General features: G+C 60.8%; 16 protein-coding genes, 3 tRNA genes and 2 pseudogenes. 17 read left to right on the top strand and 4 right to left on the bottom strand.

From position 1 onward, the window contains the following. Window positions 1-90: 90 nt before the first annotated feature. The 14 genes and pseudogenes from H3T93_RS00100 to H3T93_RS00035 form a co-directional block, all read left to right on the top strand. Window positions 91-987, top strand: a complete 897-nt coding sequence (locus H3T93_RS00100; RefSeq protein WP_110425678.1) for a glycosyltransferase — start codon at window positions 91-93, stop codon at window positions 985-987. Between the two features lie 114 nt (window positions 988-1,101). Further along, a complete protein-coding gene (locus H3T93_RS00095; protein WP_144177530.1) occupies window positions 1,102-2,100 on the top strand; it encodes a lipid II:glycine glycyltransferase FemX in 999 nt (332 codons plus the stop codon). Between the two features lie 104 nt (window positions 2,101-2,204). Next, a tRNA-Glu gene (locus H3T93_RS00090) sits at window positions 2,205-2,276 on the top strand. 677 nt (window positions 2,277-2,953) lie between these two features. Continuing rightward, window positions 2,954-3,103, top strand: coding sequence for a hypothetical protein (locus H3T93_RS00085; protein ID WP_014484172.1), 150 nt, complete (start codon window positions 2,954-2,956; stop codon window positions 3,101-3,103). 144 nt (window positions 3,104-3,247) lie between these two features. Then, window positions 3,248-4,510: a helix-turn-helix domain-containing protein gene (locus H3T93_RS00080; protein WP_144177531.1), complete on the top strand. Its 1,263-nt coding sequence runs from the start codon at window positions 3,248-3,250 to the stop codon at window positions 4,508-4,510. Beyond that, window positions 4,507-5,094, top strand: coding sequence for a WhiB family transcriptional regulator (locus H3T93_RS00075; RefSeq protein WP_015021885.1), 588 nt, complete (start codon window positions 4,507-4,509; stop codon window positions 5,092-5,094). The genes H3T93_RS00080 and H3T93_RS00075 overlap by 4 nt, the downstream gene beginning before the upstream one ends. Next, window positions 5,085-5,684, top strand: a complete 600-nt coding sequence (locus H3T93_RS00070) for a ParA family protein (protein ID WP_015021886.1) — start codon at window positions 5,085-5,087, stop codon at window positions 5,682-5,684. The genes H3T93_RS00075 and H3T93_RS00070 overlap by 10 nt, the downstream gene beginning before the upstream one ends. Further along, entirely contained in the window at window positions 5,681-5,932 is a 252-nt protein-coding gene (locus H3T93_RS00065) for a hypothetical protein (protein ID WP_046323240.1), read from the top strand. The genes H3T93_RS00070 and H3T93_RS00065 overlap by 4 nt, the downstream gene beginning before the upstream one ends. A 210-nt stretch (window positions 5,933-6,142) precedes the next feature. Further along, a complete protein-coding gene (locus tag H3T93_RS00060; RefSeq protein ID WP_046323241.1) occupies window positions 6,143-6,535 on the top strand; it encodes a hypothetical protein in 393 nt (130 codons plus the stop codon). An 11-nt stretch (window positions 6,536-6,546) separates the two neighbouring features. Beyond that, window positions 6,547-7,401 carry a hypothetical protein gene (locus H3T93_RS00055; RefSeq protein WP_141650097.1) on the top strand — a complete coding sequence of 285 codons (855 nt, stop codon included), beginning with the start codon at window positions 6,547-6,549 and terminating at the stop codon, window positions 7,399-7,401. An 11-nt stretch (window positions 7,402-7,412) separates the two neighbouring features. Further along, the gene (locus H3T93_RS00050) at window positions 7,413-8,141 is read left to right on the top strand and encodes an ABC transporter ATP-binding protein (RefSeq protein ID WP_015021890.1); all 729 of its coding nucleotides are present in this window, start codon (window positions 7,413-7,415) and stop codon (window positions 8,139-8,141) included. Then, entirely contained in the window at window positions 8,122-9,279 is a 1,158-nt protein-coding gene (locus H3T93_RS00045) for an ABC transporter permease (protein ID WP_046323242.1), read from the top strand. Before H3T93_RS00050 ends, H3T93_RS00045 begins: the two co-directional genes overlap by 20 nt. Window positions 9,280-9,321: 42 nt before the next feature. After that, complete coding sequence (locus tag H3T93_RS00040) at window positions 9,322-9,822, top strand: hypothetical protein (RefSeq protein ID WP_015021892.1); 501 nt, start codon at window positions 9,322-9,324, stop codon at window positions 9,820-9,822. Between the two features lie 381 nt (window positions 9,823-10,203). Then, a pseudogene (locus H3T93_RS00035) lies at window positions 10,204-12,738 on the top strand (LPXTG cell wall anchor domain-containing protein); the annotation flags it as partial. Between the two features lie 68 nt (window positions 12,739-12,806). Here H3T93_RS00035 and H3T93_RS09080 read toward each other — a convergent pair. The 4 genes and pseudogenes from H3T93_RS09080 to trmB form a co-directional block, all read right to left on the bottom strand. After that, a pseudogene (locus tag H3T93_RS09080) lies at window positions 12,807-13,304 on the bottom strand (FGGY family carbohydrate kinase); the annotation flags it as partial. 66 nt (window positions 13,305-13,370) lie between these two features. Beyond that, window positions 13,371-13,757: a VOC family protein gene (locus tag H3T93_RS00030; protein ID WP_144177533.1), complete on the bottom strand. Its 387-nt coding sequence runs from the start codon at window positions 13,755-13,757 to the stop codon at window positions 13,371-13,373. A gap of 112 nt (window positions 13,758-13,869) precedes the next feature. Further along, entirely contained in the window at window positions 13,870-15,891 is a 2,022-nt protein-coding gene (locus H3T93_RS00025; RefSeq protein WP_144177534.1) for an elongation factor G, read from the bottom strand. Between the two features lie 42 nt (window positions 15,892-15,933). Next, the gene (trmB, locus tag H3T93_RS00020; RefSeq protein ID WP_046323245.1) at window positions 15,934-16,746 is read right to left on the bottom strand and encodes a tRNA (guanosine(46)-N7)-methyltransferase TrmB; all 813 of its coding nucleotides are present in this window, start codon (window positions 16,744-16,746) and stop codon (window positions 15,934-15,936) included. A gap of 149 nt (window positions 16,747-16,895) precedes the next feature. Here trmB and galE point away from each other — a divergent pair, with 149 nt between their 5' ends. From galE to H3T93_RS00005, 3 genes are all read left to right on the top strand, one after another. Further along, window positions 16,896-17,906 carry a UDP-glucose 4-epimerase GalE gene (galE, locus tag H3T93_RS00015; protein WP_144177536.1) on the top strand — a complete coding sequence of 337 codons (1,011 nt, stop codon included), beginning with the start codon at window positions 16,896-16,898 and terminating at the stop codon, window positions 17,904-17,906. A gap of 72 nt (window positions 17,907-17,978) precedes the next feature. Further along, window positions 17,979-18,052: transfer RNA gene (locus H3T93_RS00010), tRNA-Asp, on the top strand. Window positions 18,053-18,099: 47 nt separating this feature from the next. After that, a tRNA-Phe gene (locus tag H3T93_RS00005) sits at window positions 18,100-18,175 on the top strand. Window positions 18,176-18,313 lie beyond the last annotated feature (138 nt).

The raw sequence follows: 18,313 nt of genomic DNA, 5'->3' as shown, positions 1-18,313 counted from the left end.
ATGTTCCATTATCCCAAGATGGCTGACATGGCGGGCTATTGAGCGCAGGTTGAGCCGACGGTGTATCCGGGCACACGTATCCTGAGGGGTATGTTGACCGTTTCCATAGTCATACCCGCCTGGAATGAGGAAGAACGCATTGAAGACTGCCTACTGAACGCCACCAGGCAGAGCCAGGCACCCAAGGAGGTGCTGGTAGTCGACAACCACTCTACGGACGCAACGGCCTCCATCGTCCAGCAATTCATCGACCAGCACCCTGACCAGCATGTCAAGCTTCTCCATCAGGACAGCGAGCAAGGGTTGATTCCCACCCGCAATTACGGACTTGACCGGGCAACCGGCGACGTACTGGGCCGAATCGATGCGGACTGCATGCTGCGACCGAACTGGGTCGAGGTGGTCTCCGGCGTCTTCACCCGTGATCCAAAAGCCATGGGCGCCACTGGACCAGTAGCCTATTATGACATGCCGGGCAAGAAGATCGGGCTCAAGGGCGACAACACTATCCGCCGGGCCATCTACCGGGCCGACGACGGGCAATACCTGCTCTACGGATCCAATATGGCCCTGCGCGCCACGGCCTGGCGGGCCATACGCAACCAGGTCTGCAGGGATAAAGAGGACATCATGCATGAGGATGTCGATATCTCCCTGCACCTAATCGACCAGGGGTTCAAGACGGTATACTGCAAGGACATGAACGTGGGCATCAGCGCTCGCCGCATGGACACCTCCTTCACATCCTTCCGCCACTACATGCAACGCTTCAAGAACACCTTCGACGCCCACCCACAACACACCAGGGAGCAGAAGCCCGAACACACCCTATACGCTATCTACCCAATTCTGCGAGCCTTCTACCCCGTCTACCAGAAGTACCTGGAATCCGCCGACATCAATCCTGCGGAACGTGTCTGGATCCGCGAACAGATGGAACTCTTTCACCGTCGCGACCAGGAGCTGGGTTCGGACGACGACCGGTGAGACCAGCCCTTATATCCTTTGAGCAGACTAAGATTTGCACTGATTGAATCCTCTTTGGGCCGATACTTCCCCCTGTAGCAAAGATAAAAGAGGAATTACTGAGGAGTTGAGATAATGCCGATTCTGACCGCTGATGATTCACGGATAGACGCATATGAAGATTATGTAAGAAAGGCACCTTTCACCTCCATAACACAGTCCGTTGAATGGGGCAGAATCAAGAACAACTGGGGCAGTTTTTACGTTTATCTGGGCCCCCTTGAGAACCCGAAAGCAGCCATGTCGGTTCTGACCATCGACGGCTTCGCATACGCCACCAAGGGTCCGGTAGGCGACCGCTTCGACATAGATACCCTCAATGCCCTCGTTAAGGAGGCCATGCCGGAGCTGGAGGCCCGAAACTGCTTCCTCCTCCGCCTGGATCCTGAAGTCCCCTTCGACGACGATCTCAACGCCAGACTCAAGGCTGACGGTTACGTGATGCGCAACAGAAACCTCCCCAAGGAGGAGGCCCATGCCACCACCCAGCCCCGCTTCAATGTGGTCCTCGACATTGACGGCGTAGATCCGGATGACCTGATCATGACCTTCCATTCCAAGACCCGCTACAACATCCGTTTGGCTGGGCGCAAGGGGGTGAAGGTGGAGCGAGACGAGACCCAGGAGGCCATGGACGAGTTCTACCACACCTATGAGGTGATGAGCCAACGCCATGGCATCGCCTACCGCCCCAAGGCCTACTTCGACAGAATGGTCCAGAACTGCGCCGGCAAGGGAATTCTGGGCATTTACCTGGCCCGCGTTGATTCCCAGGCGATCGCCGGTGCCCTCAACTTCGAGTTCGGCGACAAGTCGTGGTACATGTATGGCGGCAGCCTTAACATCATGCGCAACTACATGGCACCCTACCTGGTTCAGTGGGCGCAGATCGAACACGCGATCGCCAGCGGCAAGAAGCGCTATGACTTCGGCGGCATATTCGGCTTTGACGACAGTGACGGCCTCTACAAGTTCAAGAGAGGGTTCACCCATAACAACGAGTGGGTCGAGTATATAGGCGAAATCGACAAGGTTCTCGATCAGGAACGGTACCAGGCCTTTATCAAGAAGTAGGCCAGGCGGCCAAGCAACACACTGCCCGGAACCTCACTCGAACCGACCTGTGACAGGTCGGCACTTGCCATGGTCCAGGGGTATCGAGTACCATGGCTTCGTTCGCCCCCGTCGTCTAACGGTTAGGACACCAGACTTTCAATCTGACAGCGAGAGTTCGACTCTCTCCGGGGGTACCGGTTTGCTCCTGTCGCCATCATTGTGATTCGGCAGGAGCCTTTTGTTTTCAACGGGTCGCACCTGCCGGCGATGTGGCGTGCCAGGAGCGTCGAGGTCAGTGCTGCCACCAACGATGCACCTTTGCCTTCGTTTGTGTTCGTGTCGTCGTTGTTGACGATGTCGTACAGCGTGTCGTCGAGCAGTTCGGCCGGAGGCATGCCGAGGGTGACGGCCGCGGCCGCGATGGCGTTGAGGTCCCATGCGGCGTCGAGGTTCATTCTGGCCGATATGGTGGCCTTGGTCACGCCGGCCGCCTCGCACAGGGCCTGCTGTTCGAGTTCTTCCTTGGCCAGGTGCAGTCGCACGTTCCATGCGGCGACTTCCCGCAGGTGCTCTCCCAGTTCGACGGCCTGTGTCCTTGCCGTGGTGTTGCCGGTCATGTCCGTTCCTTTCGCTCGCGTGCCCTTGGGGGCTTGTGCGCACCATGCTATGGGCGGCGCGCTTGGTTGCGCAATACGACCGCCTCCCCGGTTCGGTCTGGTCGAACCGGGCCGGGAAAAACATGGAAAACGAAAGCGCTCCGCACCGTGTTGGCGCTTGGTGCGGGGCTGATCGACAACCTTGGGCGGGATTCCGAGCGATTCAAGTGACATGAGTCCCGGGATTCGCCCTCCATTGAAAGAGAGTTATCGCAATGACCAATCCTACCATCGCTTCCGCCCCGCGTGCGGCGGGAGCCATGAAAACCATCCCGTCGCTGCGTGTGCGGATCGCCCGCGCGCACCTGCTGGCGGTGTTGCTTCATCCCGCGCGCTCGTCGCGCCGTCGTCGCCGGAGCGCCTGAGATGGGCCGGGCTGTGGCGGCGGTGGCCGTCGTCGCAATCGTCGTGTGTCTGCTGGCGGTGTGGGCGTTGTGCCGCGCGGCCGCGTTGGGCGACCGCATCGGCGAACGGCTCCATGATGCCAGGGGTCGCGAGGAGGATGCGCGATGAGCGGGCCGGCGGAGCAGTGGGCGTGGCAGTTGCAGGACGAGCGGCTGAGCCTGTCGGAGAAGTTCGTGTTGGTGTATCTGGCGCGAAGGGCGTATTACGACGACGGGTGCGGCGCGTGGCCGTCGGTCAACACCATCGCGGCACATTGCCATTGCACGCGCCGTTCCGTGCTGCGCGCGTTGAAACGTTTGCAGGAGCTGGGCTACTTGCGCGAGGGTGACCAGGAGCTGGCCGCGCGCAATCCCCGCAGCCACGAGCCCATCCCCAGGGGGCATCGTTCCAAGGTGTGGGACGTGGTGATGAAGGGCGCGCAGACCGAGCCGGAGGATATCACCGATCCCGGCGAGACCGACGCAGGCAAGGACGTTCCAGCGAAACCCAGTACAGCCGAACCATCGCGGAGCAAGGAGTGCGCGCGGGGTGACATGGCGTCACCTGACGCAGTGTCACCTGACACAATGTCACCCCAGGGCGATCCCGCCGGTGAGGTGACATCTTGTCCGAAGAGAGGTGACGTCATGTCACCCAATAGACAAGTGATAACCAATGCTCCCCTTGTCCCCTACGGGGACATTCCCCTCGCCGGGGAACAACCCGAGGAGGAGCGAAGCGAGCGTGATGCACCGGATTGGCGTCTGGCGCTGCCTCCCAAGGGCGTACGCGATCCGCTGTGGACGCCAGGGACGGAGGATGCGGACGAGCGGGTGCGTTCCCGGGCCCTGCAGGAGGTTCGCGTGCTGACGCTGATCCATGACCGTGTGGCGGCCATCGACCCGAAGGCAGCCAGGCCGGCGTCGATGCGAGACCGACGCAAGGTCCACGAGCTGCTGATGGAACGCTCTCTGACGGAGGTCGAGACGATCCTTGATTGGGCGTATGGCAATCCGCGCTGGATCTCATGGCTGGTGGACGGCACGATGGTCGAACGCTACTTCGCGCAGGTCAGCCTCGACATGCGCACCAAGCGGGCACGAGGTCCGCAGCATTCCGGCAGCCATGCCGCTGCTGCCGAGCTCACGCCGGTCCATGATCCAGACCGGCCGGTGGCGGTTAGTTCGGGCTTGGCCTGGCGGGTGCCGGTCTACGGCGGCGGCATCCTGTCGATCGCATTGTGCCAGGCGCACCTCGACGGCGAAACCAAGCAGGCAGAGTGTCCGGTGTGCGCCTACGACCGGCGCAACCAAGCCAGCCACGCCATCGGCCTAGAGAAAACCGACCGCGCCGAAGACAAGGAATCCCACGAGGAGGCCAAGGCATGACCGGCATAGCGGATGCCGCGCCCCGTTCGCCGGAGGCGTGGAAGAACATGGGATGCTGCGCGGATTTCCCGCAGCCGTGGGCCGACCTGATGTGGGGCCTGGAGTTCGAGGACAAGCATCCCCTGGCCCGCGTGTTCCGACAGGCGGGCGCGTCGGTATGCGAGCACGACTGCCCGGTGAGGGCCGAATGCCTGGCCTACGCCGGTGCCGCCGGCCTGGAATGGGGCTTGTACGGCGGCCGCTCGTGCACCGACCGGCGCCAGATCGCCCGTCTAGCGGAAGCCGACGGCGTGCCCTGCCGCGACCGCACGGTGCCCTGGGCCCGGCGCTGGGGCCTGTTCGTCGACTGGCTCCAAGCCCATCCCGAAGTCTTCGACACGGCCCGGGGCAAGGCCAGCATGGAACGCGGGCAACGCCGATGGCGCGCCGCAGGCCGCGCCCAACCCAAGAATGAGCCGCATGACCGTCAAACCATCATGCAAACAGACAATCAAGCAATCCGACAATCAAGCAATCAAACAACCGACCATGCCGGCGATCCGGCGAATGGTCCCGAATCCAAGGAGGAAGCATCATGCGAGTAGCGTTGGCGAACGCGAAGGGCGGGGTGGCCAAGACCACCAGCTGCATCTATCTGGCCGCCGTGCTGGCCCGGCGCGGAATCGAGGTGGCGGTCTACGACGCGGACCCGCAGTCCAGCGCCAGCCTATGGGCGGCCGCCGCCGAACAAGCGGGAGACCCGCTGCCCTTCGACGTGCTGCCGGCCAACATGGCCACCCTCGCCCATCTGGGCGGCGACCCGGCCGCAAGGGAATGGTCGATCATCGACGCCCCTCCGCAAGGCCCGCTGCTCGACAAGACGTTGGCCGTGGCCGATTTCGTCATCGTGCCCACCTCGGACTCGCCGATGGACCTCCAGCAGGCATGGGACACGCTCGACCGCGCCCGACGCGCCACCAGGGCGGCCCTACTGCCGGTGCGCGTCGAAGCAAACACCAACGCCTGGGCCCAGACCCTGGCCGCGTTGGAACAAACCGACACCGCACGCTTCGACACTTTCATCGCCAAACGACAACCGATCAAGACCTCGCTCGGCATAAACCCCAAGCAACTGTACGAATACCGGGACCTAGCCGACGAACTAACGCGCATCGCCAAGGAGGAACTGGCATGAAAGGCAACTACCAACCACTGCCCAGACCCGTGCCCTTCGACAAAGTCCTCGACCAACAGGCCGAAGACAAGCAATCCGCCGGGCAGAACAACGCCGGCGAGCCACTGGTCATGTTCTCCCTGCGCCTGCCCGTCCGTCTGAAGAACCGCCTCAAGATCGCCGCCACCGAACACGGCACGCCCATGCAACAGATCCTGCGCCACGCCATCGAACACGAACTCGACCACTTAGACAGCAACCATGAATGAGGAAAACAATTCGCACTGGCAAGACCGATACTTTTAGCGCTAGGCTGTTGTCTGAAGCCAAAACAACGAAGGGAAACACGGTTGACAAACGTCAAGGCTTATGACTTGACATCTGTGCAGAAAACAGGGTATCCGCTGATATCGGGAGAGCTAAGACGCGGTTGACTTGGCCTCCATATTGACATGCTTCCCAGAGAAAGAGAGCATATCATGAAACGTCATATCAAACTTCTTACGGCAAGTGCGGCTGCCGTTGCCCTCGCTATCGGTTGCGAGGGGACAGCATGGGCCGATAATGCCTATGTGTCGGGAGAACTCAATAAGTCCGGCAGCCTTGTGCAGTACGACTACACACGCACGCATACATTCACCGGCCCTATCAGCCTATCAGTGAATAACATGCCGTCAAACTATCTGCGCCTCGGGCTTCGTAACATGAAGGCATCAGGAGGACCGCAATTCACGGACTCACTTCAGTGGAATACCGTTGGAGCTAAGTCTTGGGATAATATTCTCGTTGGCACTCGTTTCGCCTTCCAAGGCAGAATGGGAGCTTGCACTTGGTTCTGCGACACTAATTGGGGTGGTAACCTCACATACTAATGGAGGTCAAGATGAATATTCGACGTATGCAGCGGGCGATTGTCATCTTGCTGATACCTCTTGCACTTGTAGGTTGCTCTTCGACTGAAAACAAGCAGTATGGAGAGCAACCTGCAAGTGCGTTAAGTAATCGGACCGCGCAAACGGTGCGGGTCGAGACCGGTGACATCGTTCCCACGCGTTCTTTGAAAGCGCAGGTCGGCGCTGGCGTTGATTTCGCCGTGCTGGCGACCAAGGTCGGCGTCTTCGTCCCGTCGGTGGAATCCGGCCAGCGGGTCGAGCAAGGGACTGTGTTGGGAAGTGTCGAAGACCGGCAATTGGTTTCTCCCGTGGGCGCGACCGTCGTGAGCGTGATCGCTGCGCGAACGACCGTCCCCGCCAACTATCCGGTCGTGACCCTGCGTTTCGACGGCTTCGGCCTGACCGGGGATCTATCCAATCTCGTGGCGACCGTCGGCAACGCTCCTTTCGCCGGGAAATTCCAGGTCACGGATGGCGTCGGCCCGACGGACTGCTCGGGCGTCGTGCCATTGGCCTCGGACGCATCCTCCGGAGCGGAGGGACAGTCCTCCACGATTTCGATCTCCGATTCCTACGCCTGCCTCATTCCCACCGATTCCTTGGTGAGGGCGGGACAGTCGGCGATACTGGTCGTGACGGCACAGGCACGCAACGACGTCGCGTTGCTGCCGGTCACCGCCGTGGCCGGCAGACTGCAGAAGGGACAGGTCCGCCGTCCCGACGGCACGGTTCTCGACGTCGGCCTGGGCGCCACGGACGGCGCCCGCATCGAAATCACCTCGGGACTGAAGGCGGGAGACGCCGTGTCGGCCACTCCTCCCGATCTGGATTCGCAATCCAAGTAGGGCGGCACCGCATGTCTGAATCAACGAAGCCGCTCGTGGCCCTGCAGGGAGTGTCGGCCGTCGTGACCCTGGGCAACAAGGACAGGCTCACGACGGTGAACGACGTCTCCCTGGAGCTGTTCGCCGGCATGACATACTCGATAGTGGGCAAGTCGGGAGCCGGCAAGACCAGCCTGATAAGCATCATCGGGATGCTGAACACGCAGTTCAGCGGCCGTTACCTGTACAAAGGCCAAGACGTCGGCGCGTTGTCCGACAGGCGGCTTTCGTTCATGAGGGCCGGGCACATCGGCTTCGTGTTCCAGAACTATTCGTTGATCGGTCATCTATCGGCGCTCGAAAACGTCGAGCTGGCATTGTGGTACGGCCAGCATGCCCGCCGTCCCCGCGCCACGGGCGCTTCCGCCTCGGCCCGCAGGCGCAGGTGCCTTGCCGCGCTCGCTTCGGTCGGTCTCAGGGACAAGGCGGGGGAACTGCCGAAAAGACTCTCGGGCGGCGAACAGCAACGGGTGGCGATCGCCCGCGCCCTGGTCAACCAGCCCGAGCTTCTCATCTGCGACGAGCCGACCGGAGCACTCGACACCAAGACCAGCGGCGAGGTGCTTTCGGTGCTGCGGGACGCAGTGCGCGAGCATGCCACGACCTTGCTGCTCGTCACCCATGACGATGATCTCGCCGCCACCTGCGACATCACGTACACCATGTCCGGAGGCGAGCTCCATGCTCCGTCAATTGATTAAGGATCTACGGCTCGCCCCATTGCGATCCGCACTCACCGGTCTGTCGATGCTCATAGGGATCGTGGCGGTCATACTCGCCGTCCTCGCGGGAACCATCGGCAAGGACTACCTGGTGGCGATCAACGAACAACTCTACGGGCGCACCCCGCTGGTCACCGTTTCCATGAACAGCCCGAGGCTGAGCGACGCGGATGATTTCTCGCGCCTCGCCGACGCAATCGCGGCCAAGAACCATGAGACGGCAATCATCCTCAACCTTGATACCGACATCACGTTCTCTCCCGGAACGCAGTCAAGCGGAGGAATCAAGGGAGACGTCGTGGCGACCACTCCCGGATATTCGAGCATCTACAACCTTCCGATGAAATCCGGACGCTGGTACGCCGGCGGCGAACGATCGACCGCATCGATCGTCGTCAATCTCGCCGCGGAACAGAACCTTCCCAAGGACTCCACCGCATACGCGAAGACAAACCAAACCACGATCGCGACCCCGTTCACCGTGACCGGCGTCGTCAACGACGGACGCACGGACCCGACCATCTATGTCAACGCCCAAGCGCTGACCCAATACATGAGGATCGTTTCGCGAAGCGCTACCATCCTCTGGCTGGATTTCCCGCAACTCGGCAAGCAACGGGTCAGGACCGTTGTCGAGGACATCCTGTTCGACTCCATAGGAGGCTCCGTGTCCGGCGTTCAGACAATCGACAACGCGCAAAGCTACGAATCGGTGATCACGGTCATGCAAATCGCGTTCGGCGTCTGCGCCATCCTGCTGCTCTTCGTCTCGGCCATCGGCATCGTCAACATCGGCCTGGCGTCATTGGAATCCAGAACACACGAGCTCCTCGTCAGACGCGCGCTCGGCGCCACGCGGGCATCCCTCATAGGCCTGGTGATCGGAAGCCAGCTCATCATCGGTCTTTCGGTGTCGCTATTGGCCGTCGCCATATCGGCATGCGCGGTAGGCGCGCTCCCGGCGTTCCTGCCGTCATACTCGCCTCTGCAACCCCCTGCGTTCCCCCTCGCCGCCGCCATCGCAGCCGTCTCGGCGGCGCTGGCGACCTCGATCATCGGGAGCCTCGTCCCCGCCATACGCGCGGCCAGGCTCCAACCGGCACTGGCACTGCGGTAGCCCAAACACCACACACATCACCAACAAGGAGATGCAACCAAGATGAAATCCACCCTCACAAACGCAGGCAAGAAAGCGCTGGCGACGGCATGCGCCGGCATCCTCGCCCTGAGCCTCGCCAGCTGCACCAACGGCGACGTCTCGAGCGCGGGCGACTCCAGGAAAATCGTCGGCTACGACGAGATCAACAAGGAATACCGGGAATCCATCGGCAAACTCTCCTGGCCCCAGGACTACACCCCGCCTGAATCCATGCCGTCGGATTCCGGCACGTCCTTCCAACAAGGATGGGGAGACACCCAGGCGTCCAATCTCTTCCAGTGCGCGTGGGAGAAGGAATGGCTCAACACCTATTCCTCTCAACCGGAGCGCAGCGAAGAAGCGCTCAAGGAACTGGAGAAAGTCCCCGAGATGGGATTCATGAGCCCTGACCGAGCCGATGACGCGACCCGACGATTCTTCAAAGACAACATCGACAAAGCCAAACTCGGCGACCCCTCCGGCATCCAACAAGACGTCACCGCAAACTGTCCGGCATCCTAAGACCTTAGGATAACTAAGAATTATATTCTCAATGTATCGCATTAGATAACGATGTATTCTGATGCATTTTACTGTTGCATGAGATATGGCTTGGTTCCCATCTCAATAGAAATGGAATCAAGCCATTTTAATTTAATAGATGGTTGAATAAATATTCGTGCATGTAATGGCAGACTGTTTGAATGGTTGTCCGCTGCTGATTGCAGTTAACGGGGGGAAGCTGGGGGGAAGGCGTCCCGGCGGAAGGCCCGCCGGTGCGTTCTTCTTCCAGGGACAAGGAAGGATGCGGGCGTCCGTGAATGGTCGCCCGCATTTTCCGTATCCGTGTGAAACGGGAGGGAGCGCATCATGGGGCGCTTCCGACTGAAAGGACGGATACGTATGTCAGGTGGGAAGAAGAGCAGGCGCACGATGCTGGTGGCTGCCCTGACCGCAGGGGCGTTGGCCTTGGGATATCTGGCGCCAGCCGCGTTCGCCGAGGGCGGTGGTGGCGGTTCCGGCGAGGGCGGTGGCGGTTCCGGCGGGCAGGTTCCATCGCAGACCGCCGACGTGCATTGGATCTACAAGGATTCCTGGCCCGCCACTCTGGAGGGCATGAAGCAGGCGATACGTGATTCGGGCACCACCCTGTCTTCCGATTTGGAGGATGGGTCGAATCAGTTCGTGGATATGAATGCCATCCTTGCCGACGCGATCTCGGAGTGCAAGGCCTCATACACCGGGGAGGGTGACGCGGAATGCCGGATGGTCGCTGTCGGCTACGCGCGCCTCGGCAACGGCGTGTTCAGCGGTTCCTATGTCAGTTCGAACGCGCGTCAGCGTTGGGAGTCCCAATGGGCCGCCGAAGGGCGCGGCACCTACCAGTACCAAGGCCAGTCGTACACGACCGGCACCACGTGGACCGATCGACTTGGCGTGCGTTCGGTGGATAGCCTGGTGCAGGATTCCATCAACGCCAATCCCGATGCCTCGTTCCGTGTGGTCGTGCTGGCCAAGAACCAGCCGCCCGTCGATTATCCGTTGACCGTCACCACCTCGCACCGCCAGCAGACCGACATGCAGGTCGGCTCGACCACGCCGGTCGGCGACACCATCCACGCGAACAACGGCGGCTCGTCGATCAAGGAGACCCTGCACGGCACCGCGATCGTGCACTACGATGGCGGCCCCTACACGCCGACGGGCAGCGTGAGCAAGCCGATCAGCTTCGCCAACAGCGGCGACACCGTGATCGACAACCTGGCCTCGCCGGGTGATTTCGGCATGGATTCCTGGGCCGAGGGCACATATTGGATCGACATCCAAGTGCCCAGGCAGGGAAGCATGCAGGCGGCCGTGGACACCACGGACCGGGATCCGGCGGAGACCTGGAAGGTCAGCGCCGTGCCGCCGGCCGATCCGGTCAAAAGCATCGAGGAAGGCGTCAGCGCCGACCAGATGACCAACCGCACCACCATCACGTATGGGACCGGCCGGGGCGGTTACGAGCTGAGTTTCAGGGACGTGATCGAACCCAACGGCGTCGATTACACGGTGGACGGCTTCACGCTCGTGGACGCCACCGACAACAATCGCGATGTCTCCAACGAGTTCGAGATCGGTTGGGACCGCGCATCGAACACGGTCAGCGCGGTCCGTTCGGCCAACAAGGGCATGATGCCGTTCGACCACGAGTATGTGTTCGGCTTCGATGTGACCGTCAGCCTGCCATCCGATTACCAGAACATCAGCGACCATGCGTGGGGCAAGTGGAACCAGCTGCCCGAGGCCGACGCGGGAGAACGCGAGTTCGACACCTGGCGTCCCAATCCCGACAAAAGCTGGATCATGCTCGACACTAATGGCAAGTGGCAGGCCGTGATCGACCCCGACCGCACCAACCAGACCGGCGGCGACGGCAAGGTGTTCCTCGACGGAGACCGCGTGGCCTCCGTGGTCAACGGCACCGTGCCGGCGAACCTGATCCAGGCCCCGCGGACGCTCACCTTGGTCGATGATTGGACAGCCGCCGACTACCTGTTCGACGCCGATGAAGCGGCGAACGTCCGAGTGTACGAGGCGGACGCGGGCACCGATCGCGAAAGCAGCGTAAGCGACATCGCCAACCGTGGCCGTGACATCACCGACCAGTGGGACATCACAACCGATGGCACCGTGGTCACCGCCACAGCCAAGGCCTCCTACCTGACCGGACTGAAGGACTTGGAGAAGGCCAGGCAGATCACGATGCTCGTGCCCGGCCGCGCGAACTACGCCAACGGGGCCGGAGCGGGCCAGGTGCGCGATGACTTCGGCATCGAAGCGGACGACGAGATCACGTTCTGCACCGCCGGCAAGAACGGCGCGGAGTTGACCAACGCCGGCTCGCAGACCATCAACACCCACACGGTCGAAACCAACGAGCCGAAGGTCTGCGGTTACGTGCCGTCCGTGGTCAAGGATGTGGTCGGGGAATCCTCCCAAGGCGGCGCCCAGGACAGCGTGGACGGCAAGATCGTCTTCCCCGGCCAGCGTCTCGAATACCGTCTGGAAACCCAGCCGCACCTGCCCGACAGTCTCGCCTACACTATCGTCGAGGTGGCGGTCACCGACACGTATGACGAGCACTTCCAGCCGGACAAGCAGACCCTGGAGGTCACCGACCTGACCACCGGCAAGTTCATCCCCAAGAGCCAGTACCGCAGCGAGTGGAACGACGCGAACCATGCCGTGCGTCTCGTGTTCGCCGACGACTATGTGCGGGCGAACTGGCTGGCGGGCACGAATCCCAGAATCATCATCAGATTCGAGGGCGTCGTGGCCGAGGATGCCCCGGCCGACACCGTGGTTGACAACCAGTGGGCGTTGACCTTGAACAACTCGGTCACACCAAGCAACAAGGTATGGAACGATCCGCCCGACTTCCAGCCGGGCAAGATGGCGCCTGCCGTCGAGCAGGCCGTCATATCGCCGCAGTAGGCACCGGTCAGCCACCAAATCAGATAATCCTTGGCATCGATGAGCACGTGGCGAACCTGCGCATACCGGTCGGGCTGATACCTGGACATCCACATCAGCTTGGCTATAGGCAGGGACCCATCGCACGGATTCCCCATTCGGGCGCGGAAGGAATCAGCCCCATACATTTCCGTCAGCTCAGCAGACTCTTCTTCGGCCCTGCCGTCCGCGTACAGGATCGCCGGCCCGACAGGCTGCCCCAGCGCATCCAAGGCGATCAGGTCCTGCATCTGTCCGCTCATGATGATGCCGGTGACCTGGTCGCTCTTGAAATGCTCAAGAATCTTCCCAGCTTTAGCCAAAAGGTCACGGGACACCTCGATGAAGGCCTGCAGCCAATCCTCGGGATTCTGCTCGACACGTCCGTCAGTTGTGTCAATGGGTAGAAGACCGCTGGACGCGCACACCCTGGCAGAGCCCTGGTCATCCACAAGAACGGCCTTGACCTGCGTGGTGCCCACGTCGAATGCGGCTGTATAGGTCATACCGGTAATCCTAAGCCCTTCCAACCATTGGGATGCCGACATGATCCCGTATGTGGACCGGCGCAGTTACCTTTGGGATCCCGACCAGTCCACCACTGCTTCGACATTGTTCCCGTCCGGATCCAAGACGAAAGCCGAATAATATTTGGGATGATAATCACGCAGCCCGGGAGCACCATTGTCACGGCCCCCGGCAGCGAGCGCCTCCCTGTAAAAGGCATCTACCGTTGCGGCATCAGCGGCGCTGAAGGCTATGTGCGTCACCGGTGAACCGGTCCCGTCCTCGCCTGGTGTCAGATAGAAGTCTGAGTGGGCCCCATCATCCTCAGCACCGAACCCAATGGTGGGCTCATGGTGGGCCTTGGCCACATACCCCAAAGGTGCCAGGGCTTTGCTATAGAAATCGATGGAAGCCCGGATATCCCGAACCTTCAGCGTCAGATGATCAATCATGTTCGTAATTCTAGGTGAATCATCAACCAATAAGGGCAGACCGCCCAGAATGATCTTTTCCCCGTGCCACTCGATGCCGATGATCACCGAACACAATCCTCAAGGCTATGGTTCAGATGTACTGGCCGCCGGGTAGGTGCATGAAGTCCTCCACCTTGTTCCATTTGACCGCGTATCCAGCTCCGTGGGCACAGAAGACCGAGTCAGGGGTGTTCTCCAGGTCGGACTCGGGATCGTACCCGATGGAATCCACAAGAGCATCCTGGTCCTGGCAGGGACGATACCCATTGAAGAAACAGGTCAGATGTCCGCGGCCATGGGTGTAGGTGCTGACCTGGATGGCATAATCACGCATCTGAGATACTGGCGCATCCCCTTCCAATTCGACAGTATCCCCGTCTGCCTGCGGTTCCGAGAAGCCGCCCTTCATCCGGTAGATGTCCGACATGGCCCTGCCCAAATTCTTCTGAGGAACGGTGAGTCTGAAATGGTACCAGGGCTCCAGAAGTATATTGTGCGCTTTCATCAGCCCCTGCCGGACGGCCCGGTAGGTGGCCTGGCGGAAGTCCCCGCCCTCGGTGTGCTTGATATGGCCGCGGCCATCCAATAGGGTGATGCGCATATCGGTGATGGGCGAACCCGTCAGAACTCCCAAATGCTCCTTCTCCGCAAGGTGGGTCATGATGAGCCGCTGCCAGTTCCCGTCCAGGCGATCGAGACTGCAGGTCGACGCAAAACTGAGACCGCTGCCCGGCTCTGTAGGTTCCAGGAGCAGATGGACTTCGGCGTAATGACGAAGGGGCTCGAAATGTCCAACGCCTTCGACGGGGGCCGCGATAGTCTCCCTATAGAGGATTCCGCCCTGGCTGAAGGAGACCTGCATGCCGAACCGTCGCTCCAACTCCTCCTGAATCACCTCCAACTGAACCTGGCCCATGATACGCAGGTGAATCTCCTGGAGCTGTTCCTGCCAGGCCACATGCAGGAGGGGATCCTCATCCTCCAAGATGCGCAAGGCGCTCAACAAGTGGTGCGGGTCCACCCCTTCGGCCTCCACTGCATAGGACAGCACCGGCTCCAGCACAGGAGTCAGATCCTTCCGCTCGCACCCAAGCCCCTGCCCCGGACGTGTCAGGTCAAGGCCGGTTGCCGCCACGATGCTTCCGGCCTGGGCGCAATCCGTCAACCTATAGGAGTCTCCCGAATAGACACGAAGCTGATCAACCGTCTCCCTGGTCACAACGCGTCCGTTCTTCCCTATATCTCCGGCTGTCCTGTACGCCTCCGCAACAGAACCCGATTCTTTGCTGGCTTCATCTCCATGACGGAGCTCGGTGGCCAAAGAGGATTTGACCGGCAGCCCGCCACCGGTCACCTTGAGCCAGGTCAATCTGGCACCCTTGTCATCATGCGATACCTTAAACACCCTTGCACCGAACTGTTTGCCGTAGGCAGGCGAAAGGGTGTACCGCTCCAGCCCCTCCAGAAGCGCGTCGATTCCGTCCAAGCGCAGGGCAGACCCAAGGAAACAGGGGAAGAGGCGGCGGTCGGCAACCAGTCTCGCCAGACTTTCATCCGATATGCCCTCGGTCTTGAGATACTCCTCCATCACATTCCCGTCGAGCAGGGCCACATCCTCCATATCGCCATGCCCAAGTCCACGGCTCAAATCGAAGCAGTCCGGAGACCAGCGTTGCTTGCAGCTTTCAAGAATGCGAGCGGCATCAGCACCAGGGGCATCCAACTTGTTAATGAAGATGAAGGTGGGTACCCCGTAGCGTGCCAGAAGTCGCCAAAGCGTATCGACATACCCCTCTAATCCGGCTGTGGCATCGACGACCAGAAGAGCATAATCCAAGACTGAGAGCACCCGCTCCATCTCGGCCGAGAAATCCACATGGCCAGGTGTGTCGATGAGGGTCAGATCGACATCGCGATAGGTCAACCGGGCCGGCTTGGAGAAAATGGTGATGCCACGTTGACGCTCCAGATCGTTGGTATCCAGGTAGGCATCGCCATGGTCCACCCTGCCCAGACGGCGAATTCGTCCGCCCCGATAGAGCATGGCTTCCGAGAGCGTGGTCTTGCCGGCATCGACATGGGCCAGCATTCCCACCACTATTCTCTTGACCATCGGGGGCCTCCCTCGCTCTTCATGTTTATGCGCACTCTATGGTCAGTCTGCCGAAACCTGATAGGTCAGGTCGTGGATGACCCGTCCGGCCTTGATCCCCTTACGCTCGAAATTGGTCACGATTCTGCCGTCGAACCGCTCCGACTCCATGAACACGGCATGAGGCAGGGATTTGGCCTGATCAGCCGTCCCCTTGCCGACATGTTGGGTGGGCAGACTGACTCGTAGATTGCCCAGGTTTTTGAATCTCGGATTCTTATCCATCACCTCATGCACATGCAGGGCGTAATCCTCGATGTCGGTTGCAATTCGCCAGATGCCGCCAGGCACCAAGCACCTCGCCAGATCTTCAGCCAGAGCCGGCTGGACCAGACGACGCTTGTGGTGCTTCATCTTGGGCCAGGGGTCGGGGAAGAAGGTCCAGACTTCCTTGATCAGCCCAGGATCCATCCGGGCCAGAAGGTCCGGGGCGTTGACCTGGGCAAGCCGCAAATTATCCAGGTCGGATTTACCGGCCATCAGCATGGTATGGGCCAACCCTGGCTGATAGACCTCCAGGGCCAGGTAGTTCCTATCGGGGTGCTCCCGGGCGCTGGCGACGACGTTCTCCCCCTGGCCGGATCCGATCTCGACGATCAGCGGCGCCTCCCGTCCCCAGACCGACCCGATCATTGCTGCATCACAACGCAGGTCCTCGGCAACTGTCAACGAGCCCTCAGCCTGGCCCAAATCGAGCAGGTATCTGGTGGAATACCGAGCCCAAGCCCTCGCCAGCCGGTCGTTCAGCTTCTCGGACCGCCTCACATAGGAGACGATGGACCTCATGGGGGCCTTGCTCTGTCTTTCTGCACTCATCACAGCTCATATATATCCTAGAAAGCGGATACAAGCGGGCACAACAGTCACATGTGCCCGTGATATACTCAATCTAGAACAAAAAACAACAAAAGATTGCAAAACCGAACAAGCTCTTACGTCAGGTTTTCGACAGGAAAGGCATGTAAATGTCAGTTTTGGTTACAGGCGGCTGCGGATACATCGGCGCCCATGTGGTCCACGCCCTGCAAGAGGCCGGCAAGGAGGTCGTCGTGGTCGATGACCTCAGCTATGGCAAACCCGACCGGATCGGCAAGGCCCGTCTCTACGGCGCTGATGTGGCCGCTCCTGGTGCCGACGAACGTCTGGCTGAGATCATCGAGGAGAACAAGGTCGACTCGGTCATCCACTTCGCCGCCCGCAAGCAGGTGGGCGAGTCCGTGGAGAAGCCCATCTGGTACTACCGGCAGAACCTGAACGGCATGATCAACGTCCTGTCCGCAATGGCAAAGACCGATGCCAAGAAGCTGGTCTTCTCCAGCTCAGCCGCGACTTACGGCGAGCCTCCGGTCGACGTGGTCCCCGAGGATGTGCAGCCCATGGTCCCCATCAACCCCTACGGCCAGACCAAGTTGGTCGGCGAGTGGATGGCCCGGGCCTGCGAGCAGCCTTACGGCATCCGCTTCTGCGCCCTGCGCTACTTCAACGTGGCCGGCTGCGGACCGGTCAGCCTGGAGGACCCGGCTGTCCTCAACCTGATTCCCATGCTCTTCGACAGGCTGCGGCAGGGCAAGGCACCCGCCATCTTCGGCGACGACTACCCCACCCCCGACGGCACCTGCGTGCGCGACTACATCCACGTCTCCGATCTGGCCGATGCCCACATCGCCGCCCTGGACTACCTGGACCGCGACCAGCGCCGCTACGACGCCTTCAACGTGGGCACCGGCCAGGGCACATCCGTTCGCCAAATCGTGGACGAAGTCAGGAAAGTGACGGGTCTGCCCTTCACCGAGGCCATCAAGCCCCGCCGTGCCGGCGACCCGCCGCACCTGATCGGCGACCCCACCCGGATCAACACCGAGATGGGATGGCATGCCAAGTACGGCGTCGAAGAGATCGTCGAATCGGCCTGGAAGGCCTGGCAGGCCAACCCTGCCCACCACATCGACACCGATGGCTGGCAGCAGCAGGACTAGGCAGCGACGCGCCGGGGCTTGCATTCCCCCGGCGCTCATGTAAACTTTCCTCTTGGCTGTTCAAGCAGCCTCGGCTCCGTAGCTCAGTTGGTTAGAGCGCCGCCCTGTCACGGCGGAGGTCACCGGTTCAAGTCCGGCCGGAGTCGCTGGGAACGGTCTGACCCGGTTTTTCCGGGTCTTTTCGACTGTTCATGGCTCTGTAGCTCAGTTGGTAGAGCGAGCGACTGAAAATCGCTAGGTCAACGGTTCGATCCCGCTCGGAGCCACCAGCCATTAAGCCCCTGAGATTCTTAAGGAATCTAGGGGCTTAATTGATATTTCATGGGCTATAGGAACTAAACGCGTTGTTTATGTTGGGGGTTTGGCCTTGTGGCTGTAAGCGTGTTGGGTGGTTGTTAATAGGTCGG

The sequence above is a fragment of the Bifidobacterium sp. M0404 genome (assembly GCF_016101415.1).
Lineage (GTDB): Bacteria > Actinomycetota > Actinomycetes > Actinomycetales > Bifidobacteriaceae > Bombiscardovia > Bombiscardovia polysaccharolytica.
Note: the sequence above shows the minus strand (reverse complement) of the source record. Positions and strands in the feature narration are given on the sequence as shown.

What these genes read in the sequence shown, in the direction of transcription:
- H3T93_RS00100 (WP_110425678.1), top strand. Translation starts at nt 91, where the DNA reads ATGTTGACCGTTTCCATAGTCATACCCGCCTGGAATGAGGAAGAACGC.
- H3T93_RS00095 (WP_144177530.1), top strand. Translation starts at nt 1,102, where the DNA reads ATGCCGATTCTGACCGCTGATGATTCACGGATAGACGCATATGAAGAT.
- H3T93_RS00085 (WP_014484172.1), top strand. Translation starts at nt 2,954, where the DNA reads ATGACCAATCCTACCATCGCTTCCGCCCCGCGTGCGGCGGGAGCCATG.
- H3T93_RS00080 (WP_144177531.1), top strand. Translation starts at nt 3,248, where the DNA reads ATGAGCGGGCCGGCGGAGCAGTGGGCGTGGCAGTTGCAGGACGAGCGG.
- H3T93_RS00075 (WP_015021885.1), top strand. Translation starts at nt 4,507, where the DNA reads ATGACCGGCATAGCGGATGCCGCGCCCCGTTCGCCGGAGGCGTGGAAG.
- H3T93_RS00070 (WP_015021886.1), top strand. Translation starts at nt 5,085, where the DNA reads ATGCGAGTAGCGTTGGCGAACGCGAAGGGCGGGGTGGCCAAGACCACC.
- H3T93_RS00065 (WP_046323240.1), top strand. Translation starts at nt 5,681, where the DNA reads ATGAAAGGCAACTACCAACCACTGCCCAGACCCGTGCCCTTCGACAAA.
- H3T93_RS00060 (WP_046323241.1), top strand. Translation starts at nt 6,143, where the DNA reads ATGAAACGTCATATCAAACTTCTTACGGCAAGTGCGGCTGCCGTTGCC.
- H3T93_RS00055 (WP_141650097.1), top strand. Translation starts at nt 6,547, where the DNA reads ATGAATATTCGACGTATGCAGCGGGCGATTGTCATCTTGCTGATACCT.
- H3T93_RS00050 (WP_015021890.1), top strand. Translation starts at nt 7,413, where the DNA reads ATGTCTGAATCAACGAAGCCGCTCGTGGCCCTGCAGGGAGTGTCGGCC.
- H3T93_RS00045 (WP_046323242.1), top strand. Translation starts at nt 8,122, where the DNA reads ATGCTCCGTCAATTGATTAAGGATCTACGGCTCGCCCCATTGCGATCC.
- H3T93_RS00040 (WP_015021892.1), top strand. Translation starts at nt 9,322, where the DNA reads ATGAAATCCACCCTCACAAACGCAGGCAAGAAAGCGCTGGCGACGGCA.
- H3T93_RS00030 (WP_144177533.1), bottom strand. Translation starts at nt 13,757, where the DNA reads ATGATTGATCATCTGACGCTGAAGGTTCGGGATATCCGGGCTTCCATC.
- H3T93_RS00025 (WP_144177534.1), bottom strand. Translation starts at nt 15,891, where the DNA reads ATGGTCAAGAGAATAGTGGTGGGAATGCTGGCCCATGTCGATGCCGGC.
- trmB (WP_046323245.1), bottom strand. Translation starts at nt 16,746, where the DNA reads ATGAGTGCAGAAAGACAGAGCAAGGCCCCCATGAGGTCCATCGTCTCC.
- galE (WP_144177536.1), top strand. Translation starts at nt 16,896, where the DNA reads ATGTCAGTTTTGGTTACAGGCGGCTGCGGATACATCGGCGCCCATGTG.